Annotated in this window: 19 protein-coding genes and 1 tRNA gene; 7 read left to right on the top strand and 13 right to left on the bottom strand. The window is 46.2% G+C overall.

What is annotated here, in order from left to right; all coding sequences use genetic code 11:
- Window positions 1–57: 57 nt before the first annotated feature.
- From frdD to frdA, 4 genes are read right to left on the bottom strand one after another with little or no spacing between them, the layout of a single operon-like run.
- Window positions 58–435 carry a fumarate reductase subunit FrdD gene (frdD, locus tag R7O12_RS14825; RefSeq protein WP_005381493.1) on the bottom strand — a complete coding sequence of 126 codons (378 nt, stop codon included), beginning with the start codon at window positions 433–435 and terminating at the stop codon, window positions 58–60.
- An 11-nt stretch (window positions 436–446) separates the two neighbouring features.
- Window positions 447–830 carry a fumarate reductase subunit FrdC gene (gene frdC, locus R7O12_RS14820; protein WP_005381491.1) on the bottom strand — a complete coding sequence of 128 codons (384 nt, stop codon included), beginning with the start codon at window positions 828–830 and terminating at the stop codon, window positions 447–449.
- 2 nt (window positions 831–832) lie between these two features.
- Window positions 833–1591: a succinate dehydrogenase/fumarate reductase iron-sulfur subunit gene (locus R7O12_RS14815; RefSeq protein WP_005381489.1), complete on the bottom strand. Its 759-nt coding sequence runs from the start codon at window positions 1589–1591 to the stop codon at window positions 833–835.
- Window positions 1591–3390, bottom strand: coding sequence for a fumarate reductase (quinol) flavoprotein subunit (gene frdA, locus R7O12_RS14810; protein WP_005381487.1), 1800 nt, complete (start codon window positions 3388–3390; stop codon window positions 1591–1593). The genes R7O12_RS14815 and frdA overlap by 1 nt, the downstream gene beginning before the upstream one ends.
- A 435-nt stretch (window positions 3391–3825) precedes the next feature.
- On the opposite strand from frdA, the gene epmA reads away from it, so the two are divergent.
- The 4 genes from epmA to R7O12_RS14790 all read left to right on the top strand — a co-directional run bounded on the left by epmA (window position 3826) and on the right by R7O12_RS14790 (window position 6939).
- The gene (epmA, locus tag R7O12_RS14805) at window positions 3826–4797 is read left to right on the top strand and encodes an elongation factor P--(R)-beta-lysine ligase (protein WP_213971899.1); all 972 of its coding nucleotides are present in this window, start codon (window positions 3826–3828) and stop codon (window positions 4795–4797) included.
- Between the two features lie 9 nt (window positions 4798–4806).
- Window positions 4807–5181: a VanZ family protein gene (locus R7O12_RS14800; RefSeq protein WP_017635567.1), complete on the top strand. Its 375-nt coding sequence runs from the start codon at window positions 4807–4809 to the stop codon at window positions 5179–5181.
- A gap of 21 nt (window positions 5182–5202) precedes the next feature.
- Window positions 5203–5838, top strand: coding sequence for a TetR/AcrR family transcriptional regulator (locus tag R7O12_RS14795; protein WP_005381480.1), 636 nt, complete (start codon window positions 5203–5205; stop codon window positions 5836–5838).
- 144 nt (window positions 5839–5982) lie between these two features.
- Window positions 5983–6939, top strand: coding sequence for a DHH family phosphoesterase (locus tag R7O12_RS14790; protein WP_213971900.1), 957 nt, complete (start codon window positions 5983–5985; stop codon window positions 6937–6939).
- Window positions 6940–7014: 75 nt separating this feature from the next.
- Here the strand turns inward: R7O12_RS14790 and R7O12_RS14785 are convergent, their stop codons facing one another.
- The 5 genes from R7O12_RS14785 to R7O12_RS14765 all read right to left on the bottom strand — a co-directional run bounded on the left by R7O12_RS14785 (window position 7015) and on the right by R7O12_RS14765 (window position 11445).
- Window positions 7015–8160, bottom strand: coding sequence for a murein hydrolase activator EnvC family protein (locus R7O12_RS14785; RefSeq protein ID WP_213870376.1), 1146 nt, complete (start codon window positions 8158–8160; stop codon window positions 7015–7017).
- 27 nt (window positions 8161–8187) lie between these two features.
- Window positions 8188–9009, bottom strand: a complete 822-nt coding sequence (gene cysE, locus R7O12_RS14780) for a serine O-acetyltransferase (protein ID WP_005381475.1) — start codon at window positions 9007–9009, stop codon at window positions 8188–8190.
- A 78-nt stretch (window positions 9010–9087) separates the two neighbouring features.
- Window positions 9088–10125 carry an NAD(P)H-dependent glycerol-3-phosphate dehydrogenase gene (gene gpsA / locus R7O12_RS14775; RefSeq protein ID WP_005381474.1) on the bottom strand — a complete coding sequence of 346 codons (1038 nt, stop codon included), beginning with the start codon at window positions 10123–10125 and terminating at the stop codon, window positions 9088–9090.
- Window positions 10126–10320: 195 nt separating this feature from the next.
- Entirely contained in the window at window positions 10321–10785 is a 465-nt protein-coding gene (gene secB / locus R7O12_RS14770; RefSeq protein WP_005386410.1) for a protein-export chaperone SecB, read from the bottom strand.
- Between the two features lie 225 nt (window positions 10786–11010).
- Entirely contained in the window at window positions 11011–11445 is a 435-nt protein-coding gene (locus tag R7O12_RS14765) for a rhodanese-like domain-containing protein (protein ID WP_005386415.1), read from the bottom strand.
- A gap of 547 nt (window positions 11446–11992) precedes the next feature.
- Between R7O12_RS14765 and gpmM the strand changes: the two genes are divergently transcribed.
- Window positions 11993–13525 carry a 2,3-bisphosphoglycerate-independent phosphoglycerate mutase gene (gene gpmM, locus R7O12_RS14760; protein WP_136977015.1) on the top strand — a complete coding sequence of 511 codons (1533 nt, stop codon included), beginning with the start codon at window positions 11993–11995 and terminating at the stop codon, window positions 13523–13525.
- A gap of 86 nt (window positions 13526–13611) precedes the next feature.
- Here the strand turns inward: gpmM and R7O12_RS14755 are convergent, their stop codons facing one another.
- The 4 genes from R7O12_RS14755 to rsgA form a co-directional block, all read right to left on the bottom strand.
- Window positions 13612–14499, bottom strand: a complete 888-nt coding sequence (locus tag R7O12_RS14755) for a DMT family transporter (protein ID WP_005386417.1) — start codon at window positions 14497–14499, stop codon at window positions 13612–13614.
- A 132-nt stretch (window positions 14500–14631) separates the two neighbouring features.
- The gene (locus R7O12_RS14750; RefSeq protein WP_206960017.1) at window positions 14632–16047 is read right to left on the bottom strand and encodes an SLC13 family permease; all 1416 of its coding nucleotides are present in this window, start codon (window positions 16045–16047) and stop codon (window positions 14632–14634) included.
- Window positions 16048–16213: 166 nt separating this feature from the next.
- Window positions 16214–17071, bottom strand: coding sequence for an archaetidylserine decarboxylase (asd, locus tag R7O12_RS14745; protein WP_005381465.1), 858 nt, complete (start codon window positions 17069–17071; stop codon window positions 16214–16216).
- A gap of 116 nt (window positions 17072–17187) precedes the next feature.
- Window positions 17188–18252 (bottom strand): small ribosomal subunit biogenesis GTPase RsgA, encoded by a 1065-nt coding sequence (gene rsgA / locus R7O12_RS14740; protein ID WP_005386419.1) that lies wholly within the window; start codon window positions 18250–18252, stop codon window positions 17188–17190.
- Between the two features lie 129 nt (window positions 18253–18381).
- Between rsgA and orn the strand changes: the two genes are divergently transcribed.
- On the top strand, window positions 18382–18927 hold the full coding sequence (gene orn, locus R7O12_RS14735; RefSeq protein WP_017635574.1) for an oligoribonuclease: 546 nt from the start codon (window positions 18382–18384) through the stop codon (window positions 18925–18927).
- Between the two features lie 156 nt (window positions 18928–19083).
- A tRNA-Gly gene (locus tag R7O12_RS14730) sits at window positions 19084–19156 on the top strand.
- The last annotated feature ends 2 nt before the right edge of the window (window positions 19157–19158 follow it).

The raw sequence follows: 19158 nt of genomic DNA, 5'->3' as shown, positions 1-19158 counted from the left end.
ACCCAAAGCAATAAAAAAGCTGGCATTTAGCCAGCTTTTTCTTTTTTGGTCAGTCTCTTAAATCATGAAGATAAAGATAACTGCTAGTGCAGTGATGAGGCCTGCAAATGCATAGCATGCAATTTTACCAATCACACCAGTGTGGAATTTAAGGTCGTGCATGCCATGGTGTACACGGTGCATTGCATGCCACATTGGCAATGCTAGCGTGCCAATGATGAATAGCGCACCGATGATGCTGGTTGCGAAGGCAGAGACACGCTCGTAGCTCATCGCTTCTGCATCAATCACGCCTAGTGGGACCAAGATGCCCAGCACCAATACCGTGATTGGCGTGATCATCGCGAACCAAGTACCACCTGCGCCAAACAGACCCCACCAGATTGGCTCATCAGAACGTTTTGGTGATGTGTTTACACTATAATTCGGTTTCATTGCTCAGCTCCTTACACCACGATGAGAACGATCAGTGAGATGAACGCAACCGCGGCCCACTGAGTCAATACGATGATCTTCTTGTCCACGGGTTTGCCTTTCAAACGAATTGGCATTACTTGTGGCATCATGCTGAAGAAAGTTTGAGCGTGGAATAGGCTACCGAGTAGTGCAACGATGTTGATTGCGACTACGATTGGGTTCGCCATGAACGCTAACCAACCTTGCCATGCTTCAGGACCTTTCACCAAGCAACCTAAACCGAAAGTTAGGAACAGAGTGAATAGGATTAACGGAAGCACCGTCGCTTCACGTAGCATGTAGAAGCGGTAGAAAGGATGGTTCTTCCACCAAGTGCGTTTTACTTCTCGAACGTAAGGTTTACGATTGCTCATCCTTATGCCTCCACTTTCTTTGGTGAACCATCAGGTTTCAACATAGCAATCACGAAGTCCATAGAAGACTCCACTTTGCCTTGGTTTACTGCCGCTGCTGGGTCAACGTTCTTCGGACAAACTTCAGAACAGTAACCAACAAACGTACAACCCCAAGCACCGTTTTCACCGTTGATAAGCTTCATGCGCTCATCTTTACCGTTGTCACGGCTGTCTAGGTTGTAGCGGTGGGCTAGCGTTAGTGCAGCAGGACCGATGAACTCTGGGTTAAGACCAAACTGAGGACATGCTGCATAGCACAGACCACAGTTGATACAGCCAGCGAACTGCTTGTATTTCGCCATCTGTTCTGGCGTTTGCAAGTTCGTACCGTCTTCTGGTTTACGATCGTTACCAATGATGTATGGTTTGATTGCTTCTAGGCGCTCGATGAATGGCGTCATATCAACAATCAAGTCTTTCTCGATTGGGAAGTTCGCTAGAGGCTCGATAGTCACACCGTCTGGGTAGTCACGTAGGAAGCTCTTACAAGCAAGTTTCGGTACGTTGTTCACCATGATGCCGCAAGAGCCACAGATCGCCATACGGCAAGACCAACGGTAAGACAGATCTTTGTCTAGGTGGTCTTTGATGTAACCAAGTGCGTCAAGTACAGACATGGTTTCATCGAATGGGACTTCGAATGTTTGCTTGTATGGTTCTGCATCTTTTTCTGGGTCGTAACGCAGGATGTCTACTTTTTGAATGCGATTTGCTGACATTATGCTTGCTCCTCTGCGTTCTTCTCTTCAGCCGCGGCTTTTTCTGCTGCTTCACCGTATAGACGAGCTTTTGGTTGTGACTTAGTGATGGTCACATTGCTGTAATCGATACTTGGTGCTGACTCTGGCTTGTAGAAAGCAAGTGAGTGTTTTAGGAAGTTCACGTCATCACGTTCTGTACAACCGTCGTCTAGACGTTGGTGCGCACCGCGAGATTCTTTACGTAGAATCGCAGAGTGAACCATCGCTTCTGCGACTTCTAGGCCGTAACCCACTTCGATTGCGTATAGAAGGTCTGTGTTGAACACTTTACCTTTGTCTTTGATGCTGATGCGTTTGTAGCGTTCTTTCAACTCAGTGATTTTGTCGATAGTCGCTTGCATCAAATCTTCTTGGCGGTAGATACCACAGCCCGCTTCCATGGTGTGGCCCATTTCTGTGCGTATTTCTGCCCAGTTTTCGTCGCCTTCTTGGTTCATCAGTTTTGCGATGCGTTCTTCAACGGCTTTGACTTGCGCGTCAATTGCCGCGTCGTTCCAGCCTTTGAATTCTGCCGCACGTTTCACTGCGTTTTCACCAGCTACGCGGCCAAATACTACGAATTCAGCCAGTGAGTTAGAACCTAGACGGTTTGCACCGTGAAGACCAACAGATGCACATTCACCCACCGCGAATAGGCCTTTAATGCGAGTTTCACAACCGCCGTCCGTTTCAATACCACCCATGGTGTAGTGAACGGTTGGACGAATTGGAATTGGCTCTTTTGCAGGGTCCACGTTTACATAAGCTTTTGCTAGCTCACAGATGAACGGTAGACGTTCTTGTAGGTACTCTTCACCAAGGTGGCGAAGGTCTAGGTGCACCACGTCACCCAGTGGGTGTTTGATGGTGTTGCCTTTCTGTTGTTCGTGCCAGAAAGCTTGAGAAACTTTGTCACGAGGACCCAGTTCCATGTATTTGTTCTTCGGTTGGCCAACTGGAGTTTCAGGGCCCATGCCGTAATCTTGTAGGTAACGGTAGCCATTCTTGTTAACGATGATACCGCCTTCACCACGACAACCTTCCGTCATCAGGATACCTGTGCCTGGAAGACCGGTTGGGTGGTATTGAACGAATTCCATATCACGTAGAGGAACGCCGTGACGGTAAGCCATTGCCATACCATCGCCCGTTACGATACCGCCGTTGGTGTTACAGTGGTAAACACGGCCCGCGCCACCTGTTGCTAGAACAACAGATTTTGCTTTGATAGTAACAAGCTCGCCTTCAGACATGTGAATAGCAATCAGACCTTGAACTTCGCCTTCATCAACAAGCAGATCCACCACAAAGTACTCATCAAAACGTTTGATGTTGCTGTACTTCATTGATGTCTGGAATAGCGTATGAAGCATGTGGAAGCCAGTTTTGTCTGCAGCGAACCAAGTACGTTCAACCTTCATACCACCAAAGCGGCGTACGTTGACTTCACCGTTCTCTTTACGACTCCATGGGCAACCCCATTGCTCCATTTGGATCATTTCGCGAGTCGCGTTCTCTACAAAGTATTCAACAACATCCTGTTCACATAGCCAGTCACCACCGCCAACAGTGTCGTTGAAGTGGTTGTCTAAGCTATCTTCATCCTTGATAACTGCTGCTGAGCCACCCTCTGCAGCGACCGTGTGGGAGCGCATTGGATAAACTTTAGAAATCAGAGCGACTTCTAAGTCTGGGTTTGCTTCAGCCGCTGCAATAGCAGTACGAAGACCAGCGCCGCCTGCGCCGATGACTGCGATATCTGTGGTGATAATTTGCACAGTTATCCTCCAGTGTGTGATTGCGGAAATCCGCTTGTTATTGTCATTACGAGGCGCTCCTTAAAAAGAACTCCCCAAAAGTAGTAGGGTTAGTGTAGATGAGCCACATGGCAGAAAAATTGATGTAATTGGGTTTTTGCTTCGGTAATGCACTTAAGGGCATAGAATTTATAGGTTATGTGACTGCTATCACGGCATCGAGGTTTTGGCCCTCAAGCATTAACATTAGGGATGTTAAACCTGTGTTGCGCGACATTAACCGCATGGATAATAGGATTTTAACTGAGTGTTTTTTGTTCTGCGGCACGAGTAATGCTTGCCTCAAATTGGCGAGCACATTAGTAAAAAGAAGAAGGGATATTCCTCTCTTCTTGAAGAGTAAAAAGCATGTAGAATGAGACTTTCCTCGCTGAATTAAAGTTTGAGAGACTTGTTATGCAAACCAACTGGCAACCTACTGCTTCCATTGACCAACTTCGTCAACGTGCGACGTTAATCGCGTCGATTCGACAATTCTTCGCTGACCGACAGGTGATGGAAGTCGATACGCCAACCATGAGTCACGCAACCGTGACTGACATTCATTTGCATACTTTCCAAACCGAGTTTGTTGGCCCAGGCTATGCCGATGGCAGTAAGCTGTTTTTTATGACCAGCCCAGAATTCCATATGAAGCGCCTTTTGGCTGCGGGTAGCGGTTGTATTTATCAAATCAACAAAGCATTTCGTAATGAAGAGAATGGTCGCTACCACAATCCTGAGTTTACGATGTTGGAGTGGTATCGCGTTGGCTTTGACCATCATAAATTGATGGATGAAATGGATGACCTGTTGCAGCTGGTATTGAAGTGTGGCGCAGCGCAGCGCATGACGTATCAGCAAGCCTTCATTGATGTGTTGGGTGTGTGTCCACTGGAAGGCTCGATGATTGAGCTGAAAGCGGCGGCAAGCAAGCTGGGTTTGAGTGACATTGCTGAGCCAGAAGAAGATCGCGATACGCTGCTGCAACTGCTATTTAGCGTGGGAGTAGAAAACAAAATTGGTCAGGACGTGCCGGCTTTTGTGTACAACTTCCCTGCATCACAGGCGGCGCTTGCGAAAATCAATCCTCAAGATCATCGCGTCGCGGATCGTTTTGAAGTGTACTTTAAGGGGATAGAGCTGGCGAACGGATTTCATGAACTGGATAACCCGAAAGAGCAATTAGCGCGCTTTGAACAAGATAACGCAAAGCGTATCGAAATGGGTTTAAAACCACAGCCGATCGATTATCATCTGATCTCTGCACTGGAAGCAGGGTTGCCAGATTGTGCAGGGGTCGCGTTGGGTATCGATCGTTTGATCATGCTGGCGCTAGGCTGTGACCACATTGATCAAGTGACGGCCTTTCCATTTCCAATTGCATAAGGACGTCCAATGAACCTGACGGCTGCACGTTTCGTCATCTTTAGCTACGCCATATTGATCGCTTTTTTATCTCTGAGTTCAGGTGAACTGCAAGACTGGGGCAATATCGCGTATCTCGACAAAATGCAGCACGCTATGGCGTATAGCGGCTTTGCGTTTTTAGGTTGTTTTTGTGTGTGGCGTTGGCGTCAACGTTGGGCGGTGGCGATTAGTATTTTGCTATTCAGCGCCGTTATTGAGTGGTTGCAAGGGTATGTAGGGCGACAAACTTCTTGGTTAGACCTTGTCGCCAACTCAACTGGCATCTTAACTGGTCTGTTATGTTACCGTATTTGGAGCCTCTATCGACCTAGGTTGGTGAAGTCGCTATACTCGATTCGTTAATGAAGAGGGAACACGATAACAATGAAAACGCGCGACAAAATCGTCTACGCGGCACTGGAGTTGTTCAACCAACATGGTGAGCGCAACATCACCACCAATCACATTGCCGATCACATCGAAATTAGCCCTGGTAATCTGTATTACCACTTCCGCAATAAGCAAGAAATCGTTCGTGAGATCTTTGCGCTTTATTCAGCAGAACTTTTAGAAAGATTTACCCCTATTCAAGGCTCGCAAGAGAGCCTGACTATGCTGAAGAGCTACCTAGACTCTATTTTTACCTTGATGTGGAAATACCGCTTTTTCTACGCAAACCTACCAGAAATCTTGTCACGAGATGAACAGCTACACGAGCAGTACATCGATGTGCAAGAGAAGCTGCAAGCGAATCTCATTGCTATTATGCAAGAGTTCGTAACGATGAAGCTGTTGAATGTCGATCAACAACAGTTGAAGTCATTGGTATGTACATTGCACTTGATTGCGTGTAGTTGGTTGGCGTATCAATCCGCGATGGCTTCAAAAACCAACATTACCGAGCAAATGGTGAAGCAAGGGATGTTGCAGATGCTTAATGTCGTTAAGCCATTAGCAACTGAGCAGGGCTTAGAGCAGCTACTGTTATTAGAAGATGCGGTTAGCAATCTACACAGTTAAACGTCAAACTGCTTAATATTTCGAGAGTCACTCTCATTTTCGAGTCGTGGCTCGAGTTGACTTGTCAAATATGCCACGCACAATAGTCCCATACGCTAAAAACCCTTGCAGGGATAAGATTCTCGATAAAGGAACTATCGCCCCATGAATTACGACATTTTTAATGGTGATGCTGATGGCATCATTGCTCTTCTACAATTGCGTTTGGCTGATCCTGTCGATGCCCAGTTAATAACCGGTGTAAAGCGCGACATCAAACTGGTGGAAAAAGTAGACGTGCAAGCGGGTGATGAGCTGACTGTGTTAGACATTTCGATGGAAAAGAACATGGCAGGTCTAGAGCAAGCTTTGGCTCAAGGCGCGCACGTCTTTTACGCCGATCATCACAAAGCGGGCGACATTCCTCAGCATGGTAATTTGGATGCGCACATCGATCTCGATGCCAACATGTGCACGGCGTTGATTGTCGATAAGTTGCTTGATGGGCGTTTTCATGACTGGGCGATTACGGCGGCTTATGGCGATAACATGATCGCGAAAGCAGATGAATTGGCTGACAAGGTCGGATTGTCACACGATCAGAAAGCGCAGCTAAAAGAGCTGGGCACTTTGATTAATTACAACGGTTACGGTTCGAAAGTGGATGACTTACATTTCCATCCAGCGGATTTGTACCAAGCTTTGCTGAAGTACGCGTCGCCATTTGACGCTATTGAAGATAAAACCTCACCTTACTACCAACTGCAGTCTGCTTACCAACAAGATATGGATGCCGCTCTGGCAGTGCCTGCCACGCATGAGAGCGGTAAGCTGAAGCTGTTCGAACTACCAAACACGGCCGCATCACGTCGAATCAGTGGTGTTTATGGCAATTGGCTGGCAAATCAAAATCCAGATTCTGCTCATGCAGTACTCACCGAAAATGCAGATGGCACTTACACGGTCTCTCTACGCGCCCCGTTGAACAACAAACAAGGCGCCGTTGCCGTGTGTGGGCAGTTTCCAACTGGTGGCGGCCGAGAAGCGGCGGCAGGCATCAATGCCTTAAGCAAAGATGATGTAAGTGCTTTTATTGATGCGGTAGAAACGTACTACGCATAATACTTTCCTAAATCTGAATACAACAAAGGAGCCAATCGGCTCCTTTGTTTTTACCGCGAGTAATCAGTCTAATAATCAGCGCTTCAACCAAGATTTCGGGTTTTGCGCTTCACTGTTGCGGCGAATTTCGAAGTAGAGTGATGCGCGATCTTGCCCGCCAGTATCACCCGCGAGAGCAATCACTTCGCCTGCGGTGACTCGATCGCCTTCTTTTTTCGTCAACGCTTGGTTGTAACCATAGAGGGTCATGTCACCTTTTCCGTGGTCGAGCAGTACCACTAAACCGTATCCGCGCAGATACTCAGCAAATACGACAGTACCAGGATAAACGGCTTTCACTTGTTGACCATAGTTGGCAGACAACACCATGCCCTTCCAGTTTACCTGCCCAGTTTGTCGCGTACCAAAGTTGTGTAACACACTGCCTTTGAGTGGCCAAGGCAACTTACCGCGCTGTTTGCCGAGTCCGTCCATTGGCACCGCATTACGCTTCGCTGCTTTGGCGATCTCTGCTTTTAAACGGGTTTCGTTGCGTTGCAGCTCGGCTAAGTAGCGTTTGTCATTCTTGATACTGCTCTGAATTTTATTCAGGGTTTGCTTACGCTTGGATTGTGTACTCGCTAGCGCTGTACGTTTTTCGGATTGCTGCTTGAGCAGAGTCTCGATTTGCTCTTTTTCTAGCTCGAGCTGGTTTTTGTTGTGCGCTAATTCTTGGGTTATTTTGGTGATCGCATCAATCACTTCAGCACGTGCTTTAGCTAAATGCTGGAAGTATTGGCTCATGCGATCTTCTTCCACACCTTGATTTAACAAGTGCCCATTGGCCTTCGCTCGCTCGGTTACGTAATACGTTTGCAGCAGCTGTTTGAGTTCTTCTTCTTGCTCTTGACGCTGTGCTTCTTGCAAGGCAATTTTCTCTTCCAGGTTTTCTATGTTTTTGTCTGCTTGTGCGAGGTTAGACTTGGTTTGTCGTATTTCACGCTCAAGCTTAGAAATACCAAGCTCTTGATCTTTCAGTGACTTCTGTAACTCATTGAGCTGCTTTTCTTGGGAAGAGAGCGATTTGCGCTGACGGCTTATCTCACTGGATACGCCTTTGAGCTCTTGCTGACTCACAGCAGAGGAGGTAATGGGATAAGTGGCAGATAAAGCACAAGTTAATAAAATAGCCGAGCGTAGAACAGGGTGATTTTGTTTTCGCACTTGAGAGTTACCTACCACGTTGTTGTCAAAAAGGTTTGTTGACGATTAAATACCATCCCCATGGATAAAGCTTTGCGACTTGCCGTTAAAGCCTTGATCCATATCGAGAGAGGGTTTGTCCGTTTTTGGACGTCCGACGATTTTTGCAGGCACGCCAGCCACCGTTGTGTGAGGAGGCACGGCTTGCAATACCACAGAGCAAGATCCGATTTTCGCGCCTTCACCGACTTCGATATTGCCAAGAATCTTTGCACCAGCGCCGATCATTACGCCTTCGCGAATTTTCGGGTGACGATCACCGCATTCTTTACCAGTACCACCAAGGGTGACATCTTGCAGTATAGACACGTCGTTTTCGACCACGGCAGTTTCACCAATCACGATGCCTGTTGCATGGTCGAGCATGATACCACTACCAATGCGCGCTGCAGGGTGAATATCGACCTGACATGCTACCGAAATCTGATTTTGTAGGTAAGTCGCAAGAGCGTGACGACCTTGCTTCCACAGCCAGTTTGCTACTCGGTAGCCTTGCAGTGCGTGATAGCCTTTTAGGTACAGCAATGGCATTGAGTACATTGAAACAGCAGGGTCGCGATTGACCGTGGCACAAATATCACAAGCCGCACCGTCAGTGATGGTTGGATCAGCCGCAAAGGCTTCTTCAACCACTTCACGCACAGCCATCGCTGGCATGGAAGCGGTGTTCAATTTGTTAGCCAGAATATAACTCAGAGCGGCACACAAACTTTCATGCTTGATAATGGTGGCATGATAGAAGCTTGCCAGCATAGGCTCTTGTTCTGACATTTCACGGGCTTCTGAGACAATTTTGTTCCAGACTTTTTGTTTTTCGCAGTGTTTCATTCTCAATATCCAGAGTGGTTCTTCCGTGACCCGACAACTTCAATTTTTCTCAGATGAGCTGCAAAGGGCGGTAGATTGCTACTTTCCTTCGGCTTTTTTGTCACGAGCAAGTAAATCTTGCGCTGCTAAGCGCGCATCTTTTCCTTGATACAATACTTGATAAATTTGATCAACTATCGGCATCTCAACACCCATACGTTGAGAAAGTAGCCATACTTCTTTTGTATTGCGGTAACCTTCAACCACTTGACCAATTTCTTCTTGAGCCGTATCAACGTCTTTACCTTGGCCTAATGCCAAGCCAAAGCGTCGGTTACGTGATTGGTTATCGGTACATGTCAGGACAAGATCGCCTAAACCCGCCATGCCCATAAAGGTTTCTGGCTGTGCACCCAGCGCAGCACCAAGGCGACTCATTTCAGCCAAGCCACGAGTAATTAATGCAGTACGGGCATTGGCGCCAAAACCGATACCATCAGACATACCCGCACCAATCGCAATAACGTTTTTCACAGCGCCACCCAATTGCATACCAATAAAGTCACTATTGGCATATACGCGGAAGGTTTTGCTACAGTGGATTTTTTCTTGTAGATCCGCAACAAATTCAGAATCTGGAGACGCAACAGAGATTGCAGTCGGCATACCCATTGCGAGCTCTTTCGCAAACGTTGGGCCAGACAATACTGCTAGTGAGTAGTTTTCACCGATAATGTCATAAGCGACGTCTTTCAGTAGGCGCCCCGTTTCAGGTTCAAGCCCTTTGGTTGCCCAACAGATGCGAGAGTCTTCGCGCAAGAATGGTTTACAGCTGTTTAGCACGATGCCAAAGACATGGCTTGGAACCACAACCAACAAATCTCGGCTTGCTTGAACGGCTTTTTCTAAATCCGATTCAATGATCAAGCTTTCAGGGAAATCAACACCTGGTAAAAAGGCATGGTTAGCTCGGTCTGCTTCTAGGCGAGCCATGTGCTCTGGCTCGTGTCCCCAAAGGACAACGTTCGCGCCGTTACGAGCGAGTGAGATTGCCAAAGAGGTGCCGTATGAGCCTGCGCCAATCACAGTCATTGCGATGTCTTTACCGTAAGCATTGTTTGTATTTGCTTGTGTCATGCTACCGCCTAATTGTCTTGCTACTAGTAGAATCTAGTTCCTAATCGTCAAATTTTACGCCTTCTGGCGATTAGGAACTAGGAACTTTTGTCAGAAATAAAAAATGCACATTGCATCGGATGGTAGACGCTCTGTGCATTTTATTTGATTCGGTGACGTCAGCACTGTGGCTATTCGTCACTTATAAAACGTGAATTACGCTTCAGCTTCGCCTTGTTGAGCTTGCTGTTGTAGGTAGTTCATGAATAGCGCGTCAAAGTTTACTGGCGCTAGGTTCAGTTGAGGGAACGTACCTTTAACGACTAGGCTTGAGATAGTTTCACGAGCGTATGGGAATAGGATGTTCGGGCAGAATGCGCCTAGGCAATGTGCAAGTTGACCAGCTTCCATTTGTTCAGCAGTGAAGATACCACCTTGTTGAACTTCACATAGGAACGCAGTCTCTTCTTCGTTCTTCACAGTAACGGTTAGACGTAGAACAACTTCGTACACGCCTTCACCAAGCTCACGGCTTTGAGTGTCTAGGTCTAGTTTAACGTCTGGGTTCCACTCTTTCTGGAAAATTACTGGAGAGTTCGGCGCTTCAAAAGAAACGTCTTTTAGGAAGATGCGTTGAATTGCGAAGTTTTGTTGTGCGTCTTGAGGTGCTGCTTCAGCCATTTTTTAATCCTTAAATCAATATTTGTTGAGCCTAGAAACGTCTAAGCTCAGAAAACTGGTATGTCCTGAGACTAACTGAGCCAATCTACCTTGACTAGATGAAGCGTGTATTACGTGCAAAGCGTCACAACTTAGTGCTCCAACTGCTTTCAATTTGCTCAGTTTTTTGTCCGCGAGGCTTGGTAAAAGCGCGTTTAAACGCGAACTTTCGTTCTTGCCACGTTCCTACTTCTTACCGCGAACTAACGGCAGGTTCGCTTCGTTCCACGCAATCAAACCATTTTTTAGTAGGCTCACGTTTTCGAAGCCAGCTTTTACTAGTAGGTTTGCGCTTTCTTGAGCGGTCTGTCCTGTCTTACATACAACAATGATTGGGTCTGATTTGTGGTTTTCAAGGCTACCCAAGTTACCCGCTTTGATGTCTGACGGTAAAATGTGAAGTGAGTCGGTGATATGACCTTTTTTGAACTCGTCTTTGGTACGGATATCCACTACAACGCCGTTTTCACGGTTCATAAGATGAGTCAGTTGGTTTACGTTGATTTCTTTGTATGCGGCTGTCGCTGACTTCACGATGTTCATGATAAAGGCGACAAGAAGACCTACCCAAACCAAAGATAGAATCATGTTCTGTTGGAAAAATTCAATGTACTCTTGCATGTCTTGAGCTCTTACGCTGTTGGCGGAAAAATAAAGCAGGAGTATAGCGAGGTTACGGCTCTTAGGCGAGAGGGTTAAAATTTTCTAACGAATAATTGAGATCTCTATAAACCCGTTATGCCCTTACTATCCGTACATTTCGCTCTGGTAGCTTGATTGCTTTGGCCTATTGGACTTATCGGTTTAAGTGACTTCTGTTTTACTGAGAAAAGAGAACAATAGGTATTAACCCATCTTGTTTGATGTTGCTTTAAATTAGCACTGTTTCAAGTGCAAAAATAAGAATGAGAAGCGTAAGAAAACCGAACTTAGACTGGGGTGTACAAAGCGTATTAGAAATGACTATGCTTGTGGAACACGTTTGTTGGCACTGACTCGTTGTTCGCTTAACTTGTAAGATAGCAACAATAAATCGCAAACATTATTTGATCTTAACCTACAGTTTTGGTTAAAAAGTGTAGTAAAATTACGCTAGTTTTGTTTCAAGGTTAGATAGGGCAGCGAGGCCCTACGCCAAAAGTTACTTAAATTTGATGAGGTCATCACTATGTCAGCTAAGAAGCCACTGGCTCTAGTTATCCTTGACGGTTACGGTTACCGTGAAGACACAGCAAGTAACGCAATTGCGAATGCGAAAACACCAGTAATGGATGCTCTGATTGCGAATAACCCACACACATTAATCTCTGCTTCAGGCATGGATGTTGGCCTTCCTGATGGTCAAATGGGTAACTCTGAAGTTGGTCACACTAACATTGGTGCAGGCCGCGTTGTATACCAAGACCTGACTCGTATCACTAAATCAATTGCGGATGGTGAGTTCGAACAAACGCCTGCGCTAGTTGAAGCAATCGACTCTGCTGTGAAAGCTGAAAAAGCAGTACACATCATGGGCCTGATGTCTCCAGGCGGTGTTCACTCTCACGAAGACCACATTTACGCTGCAGTTGAAATGGCAGCGGCTCGTGGCGCAGAGAAAATCTACCTACATTGCTTCCTAGACGGTCGTGACACACCACCACGTAGTGCTGAAAACTCACTACAACGTTTCCAAGACCTATTTGCGAAACTAGGTAAAGGCCGCGTTGCTTCTCTAGTAGGTCGTTACTACGCAATGGACCGTGACAACAATTGGGATCGCGTCCAAGTTGCTTACGATCTTCTAACTCAAGCTAAAGCTGAGTTCACAGCAGAAACGGCAGTTGCAGGTCTAGAAGCGGCTTACGCTCGTGAAGAAAACGACGAATTCGTTAAAGCAACAGCTATCAAAGCAGAAGGTCAAGAAGACGCAATCATGCAAGATGGTGATGCGGTTATCTTCATGAACTACCGTGCTGACCGTGCACGTCAAATCACTCGTGCATTCGTTCCTGCATTTGACGGCTTTGAGCGTGCAGTATTCCCAACAATCAACTTTGTGATGCTGACTCAATACGCGGCTGATATCCCTCTAGCTATCGCATTCCCACCTGCGTCTCTAGAAAACACTTACGGTGAGTGGCTATCTAAACAAGGTCAAACTCAGCTACGTATCTCTGAAACAGAGAAATACGCACACGTGACTTTCTTCTTCAACGGTGGTGTTGAGAACGAATTCGAAGGCGAAGAGCGTCAATTGGTTGCTTCACCAAAAGTTGCAACGTACGACATGCAGCCTGAAATGAGCTCTCCAGAACTAACAGATAAGATGGTTGCGGCTATCAAGTCTGGTAAGTTCGATACCATCATCTGTAACTACCCGAACGCAGATATGGTTGGTCACACTGGCGTTTATGAAGCGGCTGAGAAAGCAATCGAAGCTCTAGATGAAAGTGTGGGTAAAGTGGTTGAAGCAATCAAAGAAGTTGGCGGTCAACTATTGATCACTGCGGACCACGGTAACGCAGAAATGATGATCGACCCTGAAACTGGCGGCATCCACACTGCTCACACTAACCTACCAGTGCCTCTAATCTATGTAGGTGACAAAGCGGTTGAATTCAAAGAAGGCGGTAAACTGTCTGACCTTGCACCAACCATGCTTTCTCTAGCTGGTCTAGAAATCCCAGCAGAAATGACGGGTGAAGTATTAGTTAAATAAATAATTAACTAACGGCTCCGAATGACAAAAGCCCGAGTTTAAACTCGGGCTTTTTTGTATCTGGCAATAAGGGCTGGTCTGTAAGGTTACTGAACCAAAATGCCCGCACCAATCACAGCTAGGGCTGCGCCCAACCATGCAAATCGGTTTGGTCGGCGTTTAGTGTAAATCCAGAGCAGTGGTAGCAACATAATTGGCGTGGTTGAAGATAGAAGTGCAACCATACCTACATTTCCTTCTTGCAGTGCGTATAAGATTAGCGTCATGCCGACGGCCATCGCCAAGAAACCATTAAGCGCAGTAATACCAAATATGCGCCAAGTAATGTGTTGCGTCGAGCGAGCGACTTTGACTCCTAGAATTAACAACATGCTGTGGGCGAAAAAGGCACTGATCATTCGAATAGCAGAAGCCGCAACTGGGTCAATACTGGTTTGCATTACTGGCTTGGCGATGATGCCGCCCAATGCTTGGCACATTGCTGCGGTTAAGCCAAGTCCAATACCCACCCAGATGTTACCTTTAATGTCTTCCAAGACGTTATTCACTTGACCTCTTCGGCCAAAGAATATCGCCATCACCACGCCGCTAAATACCAATGATGCGCCCAGTAGTTCTATTGTGGTCATGACTTCGCTAAATAAGAAGTAGCCCAAGATGGCAGAGAACACGGCGTGGCAAGAGAAGAGTAACCCGGCTTGTCTTGGCCCCATACGATTCAAACACGCGAATAGAGCGGTATCGCCAATAAAAATACCAATCAGTCCTGAGGCCATCATTGGCGTTACGTGTTCCCAAGAAACCGTTAACCAGCCGCCAGTTATCCAGGCCATTGTTGATAAGATCACGGCTGTGCAGCCCATACGCCAGCGGCTGTAAGAAAATGCGCCTAGGTGTTGTGCAGGAATGACCGAAATTAGGCTAGAAACTGCCCACAGAAAAGCGGCGCATAAAGCAAGCCATTCGTAACCCATGATGTGTCGACGTCCTTGTAGAGTAGAGGAGTCTTAATATGCACGAAATTTATGGGATGTAAAAGCCGCTCTGTAAGGGCAGTAGCTGGAGAGCAGCTCCATGACAACACGCTTTTTCATGGAGCTCTTCGATTAAAACAGTACCAAAACTGCGCCATACACGATAAGTAGACCAATCAAACCAAGAATCAGCCCCACTTTCGCCATGTCTTTGCTCTCGATGAGGCCTGTTGAATAAGCCAAAGAGTTTGGTGGTGTGGAAACCGGTAAGATCATGCCAAGTGATGCGGAGAAGGCGACGACAACCAGTAAACCTTGTAGGCCACCAACCGCAATAAGGCTTGGCATGGATGTACCAATAGCGGCAGCAATAGGCATCAATAAGTTTGCCGTTGCGGTATTAGACATAAAGTTCGCCATTAACCAACACACTACCGATAGGGCTAAAACAACGGCAAATGGTGATAGCAGGCTGTAATCAATGGCGTGCGCTAATGCTTCGGCTAAGCCCGTTTTGTCTAAGGCAATACCAATTGCTATACCACCGGCAACCAGCCATAAAACATCCCAGTTAATCAGCTTGAGCTCTTCTTTTCCCATAATGCCCGTTAACGTGAACACTGCTAGTGGGATAATCGCGACAACATATGTATTCATGCCATGCACTTTCGTTGTCATCCAAAGCAAAATGGTTAGTGCAAAAGTGATGTAGACGACGATCGCACGCCAGCTCTTTTTGAATGTACCATCTAGCTTTAGTTTCATTTCTGGTTCGCTAGACGGAAACAGCTTTTGCAACAAGAACCAAGCTACAGTGAGTTGTACCAACACAAATGGTAGACCCATTGTCATCCACGATAGGAAGTCTATCGCGTTTGCTCCAGTGAGATATTGAAGCGCTATCGCATTAGGTGGCGTGCCTATCGGAGTCGCAATGCCGCCTGTATTCGCGGCAATTGGAATGCACAGCACCAGCGCTTTAATCCCTAAATCCCCTTTAGGTGCTGAAGCGACGATGGGGCCAAGCAGGGCTAGCATCATCACGGTCGTGGCAGTATTGGACATAAACATTGAAAAAACGGCGGTAATTAACATCAAGCCCAGCATGATGAACTTAGGTTGGGTGCCGAATGGTTTTAATAGTACTCGGGCGAGGTTGTTGTCGAGCTCGTATTTGGAAGCCGCAATCGCGAGAGCAAAACCACCCATAAAAAGAATAATGATCGGTGAAGAGAAGGCCGAGAAAATATCGGTGTAAGCAATTAACTCTCCTAAATCATGCCCCGCTGGTGGATTGCGAAATAGATGCAAACCTTTATCCGATATCATGATCAGTTCAAGAGCGATAATAAGAATGGACGTAGCAAAAACGGGAACCGGCTCGAGAACCCAAAGTAGGGCAGCAAGAAGAAAAATAGCCAACAGGCGATGCTGAATTAAAGTGAGATCGTCAATAGGAATAGCATCGATCGGCATCATCAAAACACCAAGCGGAATTAAAAAGCACACCAGCAATTTCGCCAACGTGTTTACACTCATCTTTGGCATTGGCTGCCCCTCTAAATATTCATTCTAAGCGCAGGATAATTGATTGTGGAATGAGGGTCTTAGAGGCAGGTATGAGTTTGAGAAATAGAGGCTAAATTTCGAACGGAGTTTTGCTTTTTATCAATAAAAAGAGCCCTTAATAAAGGGCTCTTTAACGGAGTTTTGCTTATTTTTTCAAGGCGTAAGGTGTGCCCATAACGGTTGGCTTACCGTTTTCCATGCTTGCGTCAAACTCAATCGCGTCTTTGGCAAACAGGTTAATAACAGTAGAACCCAGTTTGAAGCGGCCCATCTCTTCGCCTTTTTTCAAGATCACGGCCTTGTCACCCTCTGCTGGGTAATCCCATTTGTAGACAGTGTTTCCACGAGGCGGAGTGATCGTGCCAGCCCATACTTGCTCAATGCTACCAACAATTGTCGCACCAACAAGCACCTGTGCCATTGGACCAAACTCAGTATCGAAGATACACACCACACGCTCGTTACGTGCAAATAGGTTCGGTACGTTTTCTGCTGTCAGAGGGTTTACTGAGAACAGGTCACCTGGTACGTAAATCATTTGGCGCAGAGTGCCGTCACATGGCATGTGTACACGGTGGTAATCGCGCGGAGATAGGTACAATGTTGCAAAAGAACCATCTTTAAATTCGTCAGCTAAATTCGCGTCACCGCCCAGCAATTCTTGTGCTGAGAAGTGATGACCTTTTGCTTGGATAAGTTGACCATCTTCAATAGGGCCAAACTGGCTAACACAAGCGTCGGCTGGATGAGTGATGACGTTTTCGCCTTCAGAAATTGGGCGTGCGCCTTCTTTTAGCTCACGAACGAAAAACTCGTTGAACGTTTTAAAATGTTTAGGATCTGAGTGCTTTGCCTCATCCATATTCACATTGTATTGTTTGATAAACCAACGAATAACTGCTGTTGTTAGACCGCCAGCTTTTGCTGAAGCCAGTTTACCCATTAGGCGAGTGAGGCCGTGTTGTGGGATCCAGTACTGCAGTCCAACTTTAAACTTGTCCATCTTTAATTCCGATACTTCTGTTAGATTCGCGCTTTAGGGCGCGTGATGTTACTGAAATTTAATTTGCTTGTCAGTATTAGGTGAAGACTTTTTACACAGTTACAGCCTTAACTCAATTACAGATCGGCTTTTTTATTACGTGAATACTGACGATTTGCTTTGTTTTCAACCATGCTTTCCAAAATACGATGATAGTTTTCAAAGCGAGTTTCGTTAATTTCCCCGTTCTCGACAGCTTCGCGTAGAAGGCAGCCTGGGTCATCATTGTGTTTACAATCTCGGAACTTGCAACCGCCTAAATATGGTCGAAATTCCACGAATGCTTTTGTTACTTCTTCTGCTTCCAAATGCCAAAGACCAAATTCACGTACTCCAGGTGAGTCGATCAAATCGCCACCCGTTGGAATGTGGTATAAACGTGCAGCCGTCGTGGTGTGTTGGCCCAAGCCAGAGTTCTCAGAGACTTCGCCTTCTTCCACTTCGCTCTCTAGTTCCGGCATTAACGCGTTGACTAAGCTGGATTTCCCTACGCCTGATTGACCAACAAAGATATTAATTCGATCACGCAGTAGGGTTTCTAGTTCAGCAATGCCTTCTCCAGACTTCTTGCTGACCAGAAGCACTTTATAGCCAATACGTTCATATTCTTTGAGCCATTCTTCATACATTGCACGGTCATCGGCTTCTAGAAGGTCGACCTTATTTAAGACCAACAATGGCGCAATATTCAGTGTTTCTGATGCAACGAGATAGCGGTCAATAATATTTAGCGATAGCTCTGGTAATACCGAAGAGACAATGACCATTTGATCAATATTGGCTGCAACGGGTTTTAGACCATCGTAATAATCTGGACGAGTGAGCACTGAAGAGCGAGGTTCTACCGCTTCAACAACACCAGAGATGCCCGCCATAGACTCCAATCCTTCGCGCCATAAAACACGATCGCCAGATACTAGAGACTCAATACCACGGCGGAGGTTACAGCGTTGAATTTCGCCTGTTTCAAGGTCTTCAATGTCCGCGTGCTGACCAAAACGAGTGATCACGAGACCTTGCTTGCTGGCGCCTAGCATGTTTTCATCCCACTGGATGGAATCTTCTTGCTTCTTCAAACGCTTTTGTTGGTTGCTACGTACGCGTCGCACCTGACCTTTGGTTAACTTTTTCTTCTTTGCCACAATTCTGTACTTTATGTGAATTTACTCAAATGGTTGAGCCGTACTCTTGGCTCCGTGTATGAGTATCGTGTTTCTCGTATTTTGAGGTATAGTACCTCTTTTATCGATAAACAAATAGGCGGCGTAACCATGTCCTTTAGCGATCAAAACCTAATTTGGGTTGATTTAGAGATGACAGGGCTTGATCCTGAAACGCACAAAATCATCGAAATTGCTTCTATTGTCACGGATAGCGAACTAAATATTTTGGCTGAAGGTCCAGTGTTAGCGATTCATCAGCCGGAAGAAGAACTAGCGAAAATGGACGACTGGTGTACTAATACGCATACGGCAAGCGGTTTGGTTGAGCGCGTTCGAAACAGTCAAATCTCAGAACAAGACGCAGTCGCACAAACCATTGAATTTTTAGAAAAATGGGTGCCAAAAGGGGCGTCGCCAATATGTGGTAACAGCATTGGGCAGGATCGCCGCTTTTTATACAAGCATATGCCTGAGTTGGAAGAGTTCTTCCATTACCGATATGTTGACGTTAGTACTCTTAAAGAACTAGCACGTCGCTGGCAACCTGAGGTGCTAAATGGGTTCACAAAACAGGGAACACATTTGGCCTTGGACGACATTCGTGAGTCCATCGCAGAACTTAAGTACTATCGAGGTACTATTTTCAAGATTTAACTGTTAAGGTTGCGATCCAAATTGTTGTAATTTATATCGCTTTTGATTGCTTTTTCGTCGTTCAGTAAAAAAATAAAGTTTTTTTGAAGGAAGGACTTGCATCACAAAAAAATGCTCTTATAATTCGCAGCCCTAAACAGCGGAAACGTTGTTGATGCGACACTAGCTCAGTTGGTAGAGCGCAACCTTGCCAAGGTTGAGGTCACGAGTTCGAACCTCGTGTGTCGCTCC

The sequence above is a fragment of the Vibrio sp. Vb1574 genome, from assembly GCF_033338675.1.
Note: the sequence above shows the minus strand (reverse complement) of the source record. Positions and strands in the feature narration are given on the sequence as shown.

What these genes read in the sequence shown, in the direction of transcription:
- frdD (WP_005381493.1), bottom strand. Translation starts at nt 435, where the DNA reads ATGAAACCGAATTATAGTGTAAACACATCACCAAAACGTTCTGATGAG.
- frdC (WP_005381491.1), bottom strand. Translation starts at nt 830, where the DNA reads ATGAGCAATCGTAAACCTTACGTTCGAGAAGTAAAACGCACTTGGTGG.
- R7O12_RS14815 (WP_005381489.1), bottom strand. Translation starts at nt 1,591, where the DNA reads ATGTCAGCAAATCGCATTCAAAAAGTAGACATCCTGCGTTACGACCCA.
- epmA (WP_213971899.1), top strand. Translation starts at nt 3,826, where the DNA reads ATGCAAACCAACTGGCAACCTACTGCTTCCATTGACCAACTTCGTCAA.
- R7O12_RS14800 (WP_017635567.1), top strand. Translation starts at nt 4,807, where the DNA reads ATGAACCTGACGGCTGCACGTTTCGTCATCTTTAGCTACGCCATATTG.
- R7O12_RS14795 (WP_005381480.1), top strand. Translation starts at nt 5,203, where the DNA reads ATGAAAACGCGCGACAAAATCGTCTACGCGGCACTGGAGTTGTTCAAC.
- R7O12_RS14790 (WP_213971900.1), top strand. Translation starts at nt 5,983, where the DNA reads ATGAATTACGACATTTTTAATGGTGATGCTGATGGCATCATTGCTCTT.
- cysE (WP_005381475.1), bottom strand. Translation starts at nt 9,009, where the DNA reads ATGAAACACTGCGAAAAACAAAAAGTCTGGAACAAAATTGTCTCAGAA.
- gpsA (WP_005381474.1), bottom strand. Translation starts at nt 10,125, where the DNA reads ATGACACAAGCAAATACAAACAATGCTTACGGTAAAGACATCGCAATG.
- secB (WP_005386410.1), bottom strand. Translation starts at nt 10,785, where the DNA reads ATGGCTGAAGCAGCACCTCAAGACGCACAACAAAACTTCGCAATTCAA.
- R7O12_RS14765 (WP_005386415.1), bottom strand. Translation starts at nt 11,445, where the DNA reads ATGCAAGAGTACATTGAATTTTTCCAACAGAACATGATTCTATCTTTG.
- gpmM (WP_136977015.1), top strand. Translation starts at nt 11,993, where the DNA reads ATGTCAGCTAAGAAGCCACTGGCTCTAGTTATCCTTGACGGTTACGGT.
- R7O12_RS14755 (WP_005386417.1), bottom strand. Translation starts at nt 14,499, where the DNA reads ATGGGTTACGAATGGCTTGCTTTATGCGCCGCTTTTCTGTGGGCAGTT.
- R7O12_RS14750 (WP_206960017.1), bottom strand. Translation starts at nt 16,047, where the DNA reads ATGCCAAAGATGAGTGTAAACACGTTGGCGAAATTGCTGGTGTGCTTT.
- asd (WP_005381465.1), bottom strand. Translation starts at nt 17,071, where the DNA reads ATGGACAAGTTTAAAGTTGGACTGCAGTACTGGATCCCACAACACGGC.
- orn (WP_017635574.1), top strand. Translation starts at nt 18,382, where the DNA reads ATGTCCTTTAGCGATCAAAACCTAATTTGGGTTGATTTAGAGATGACA.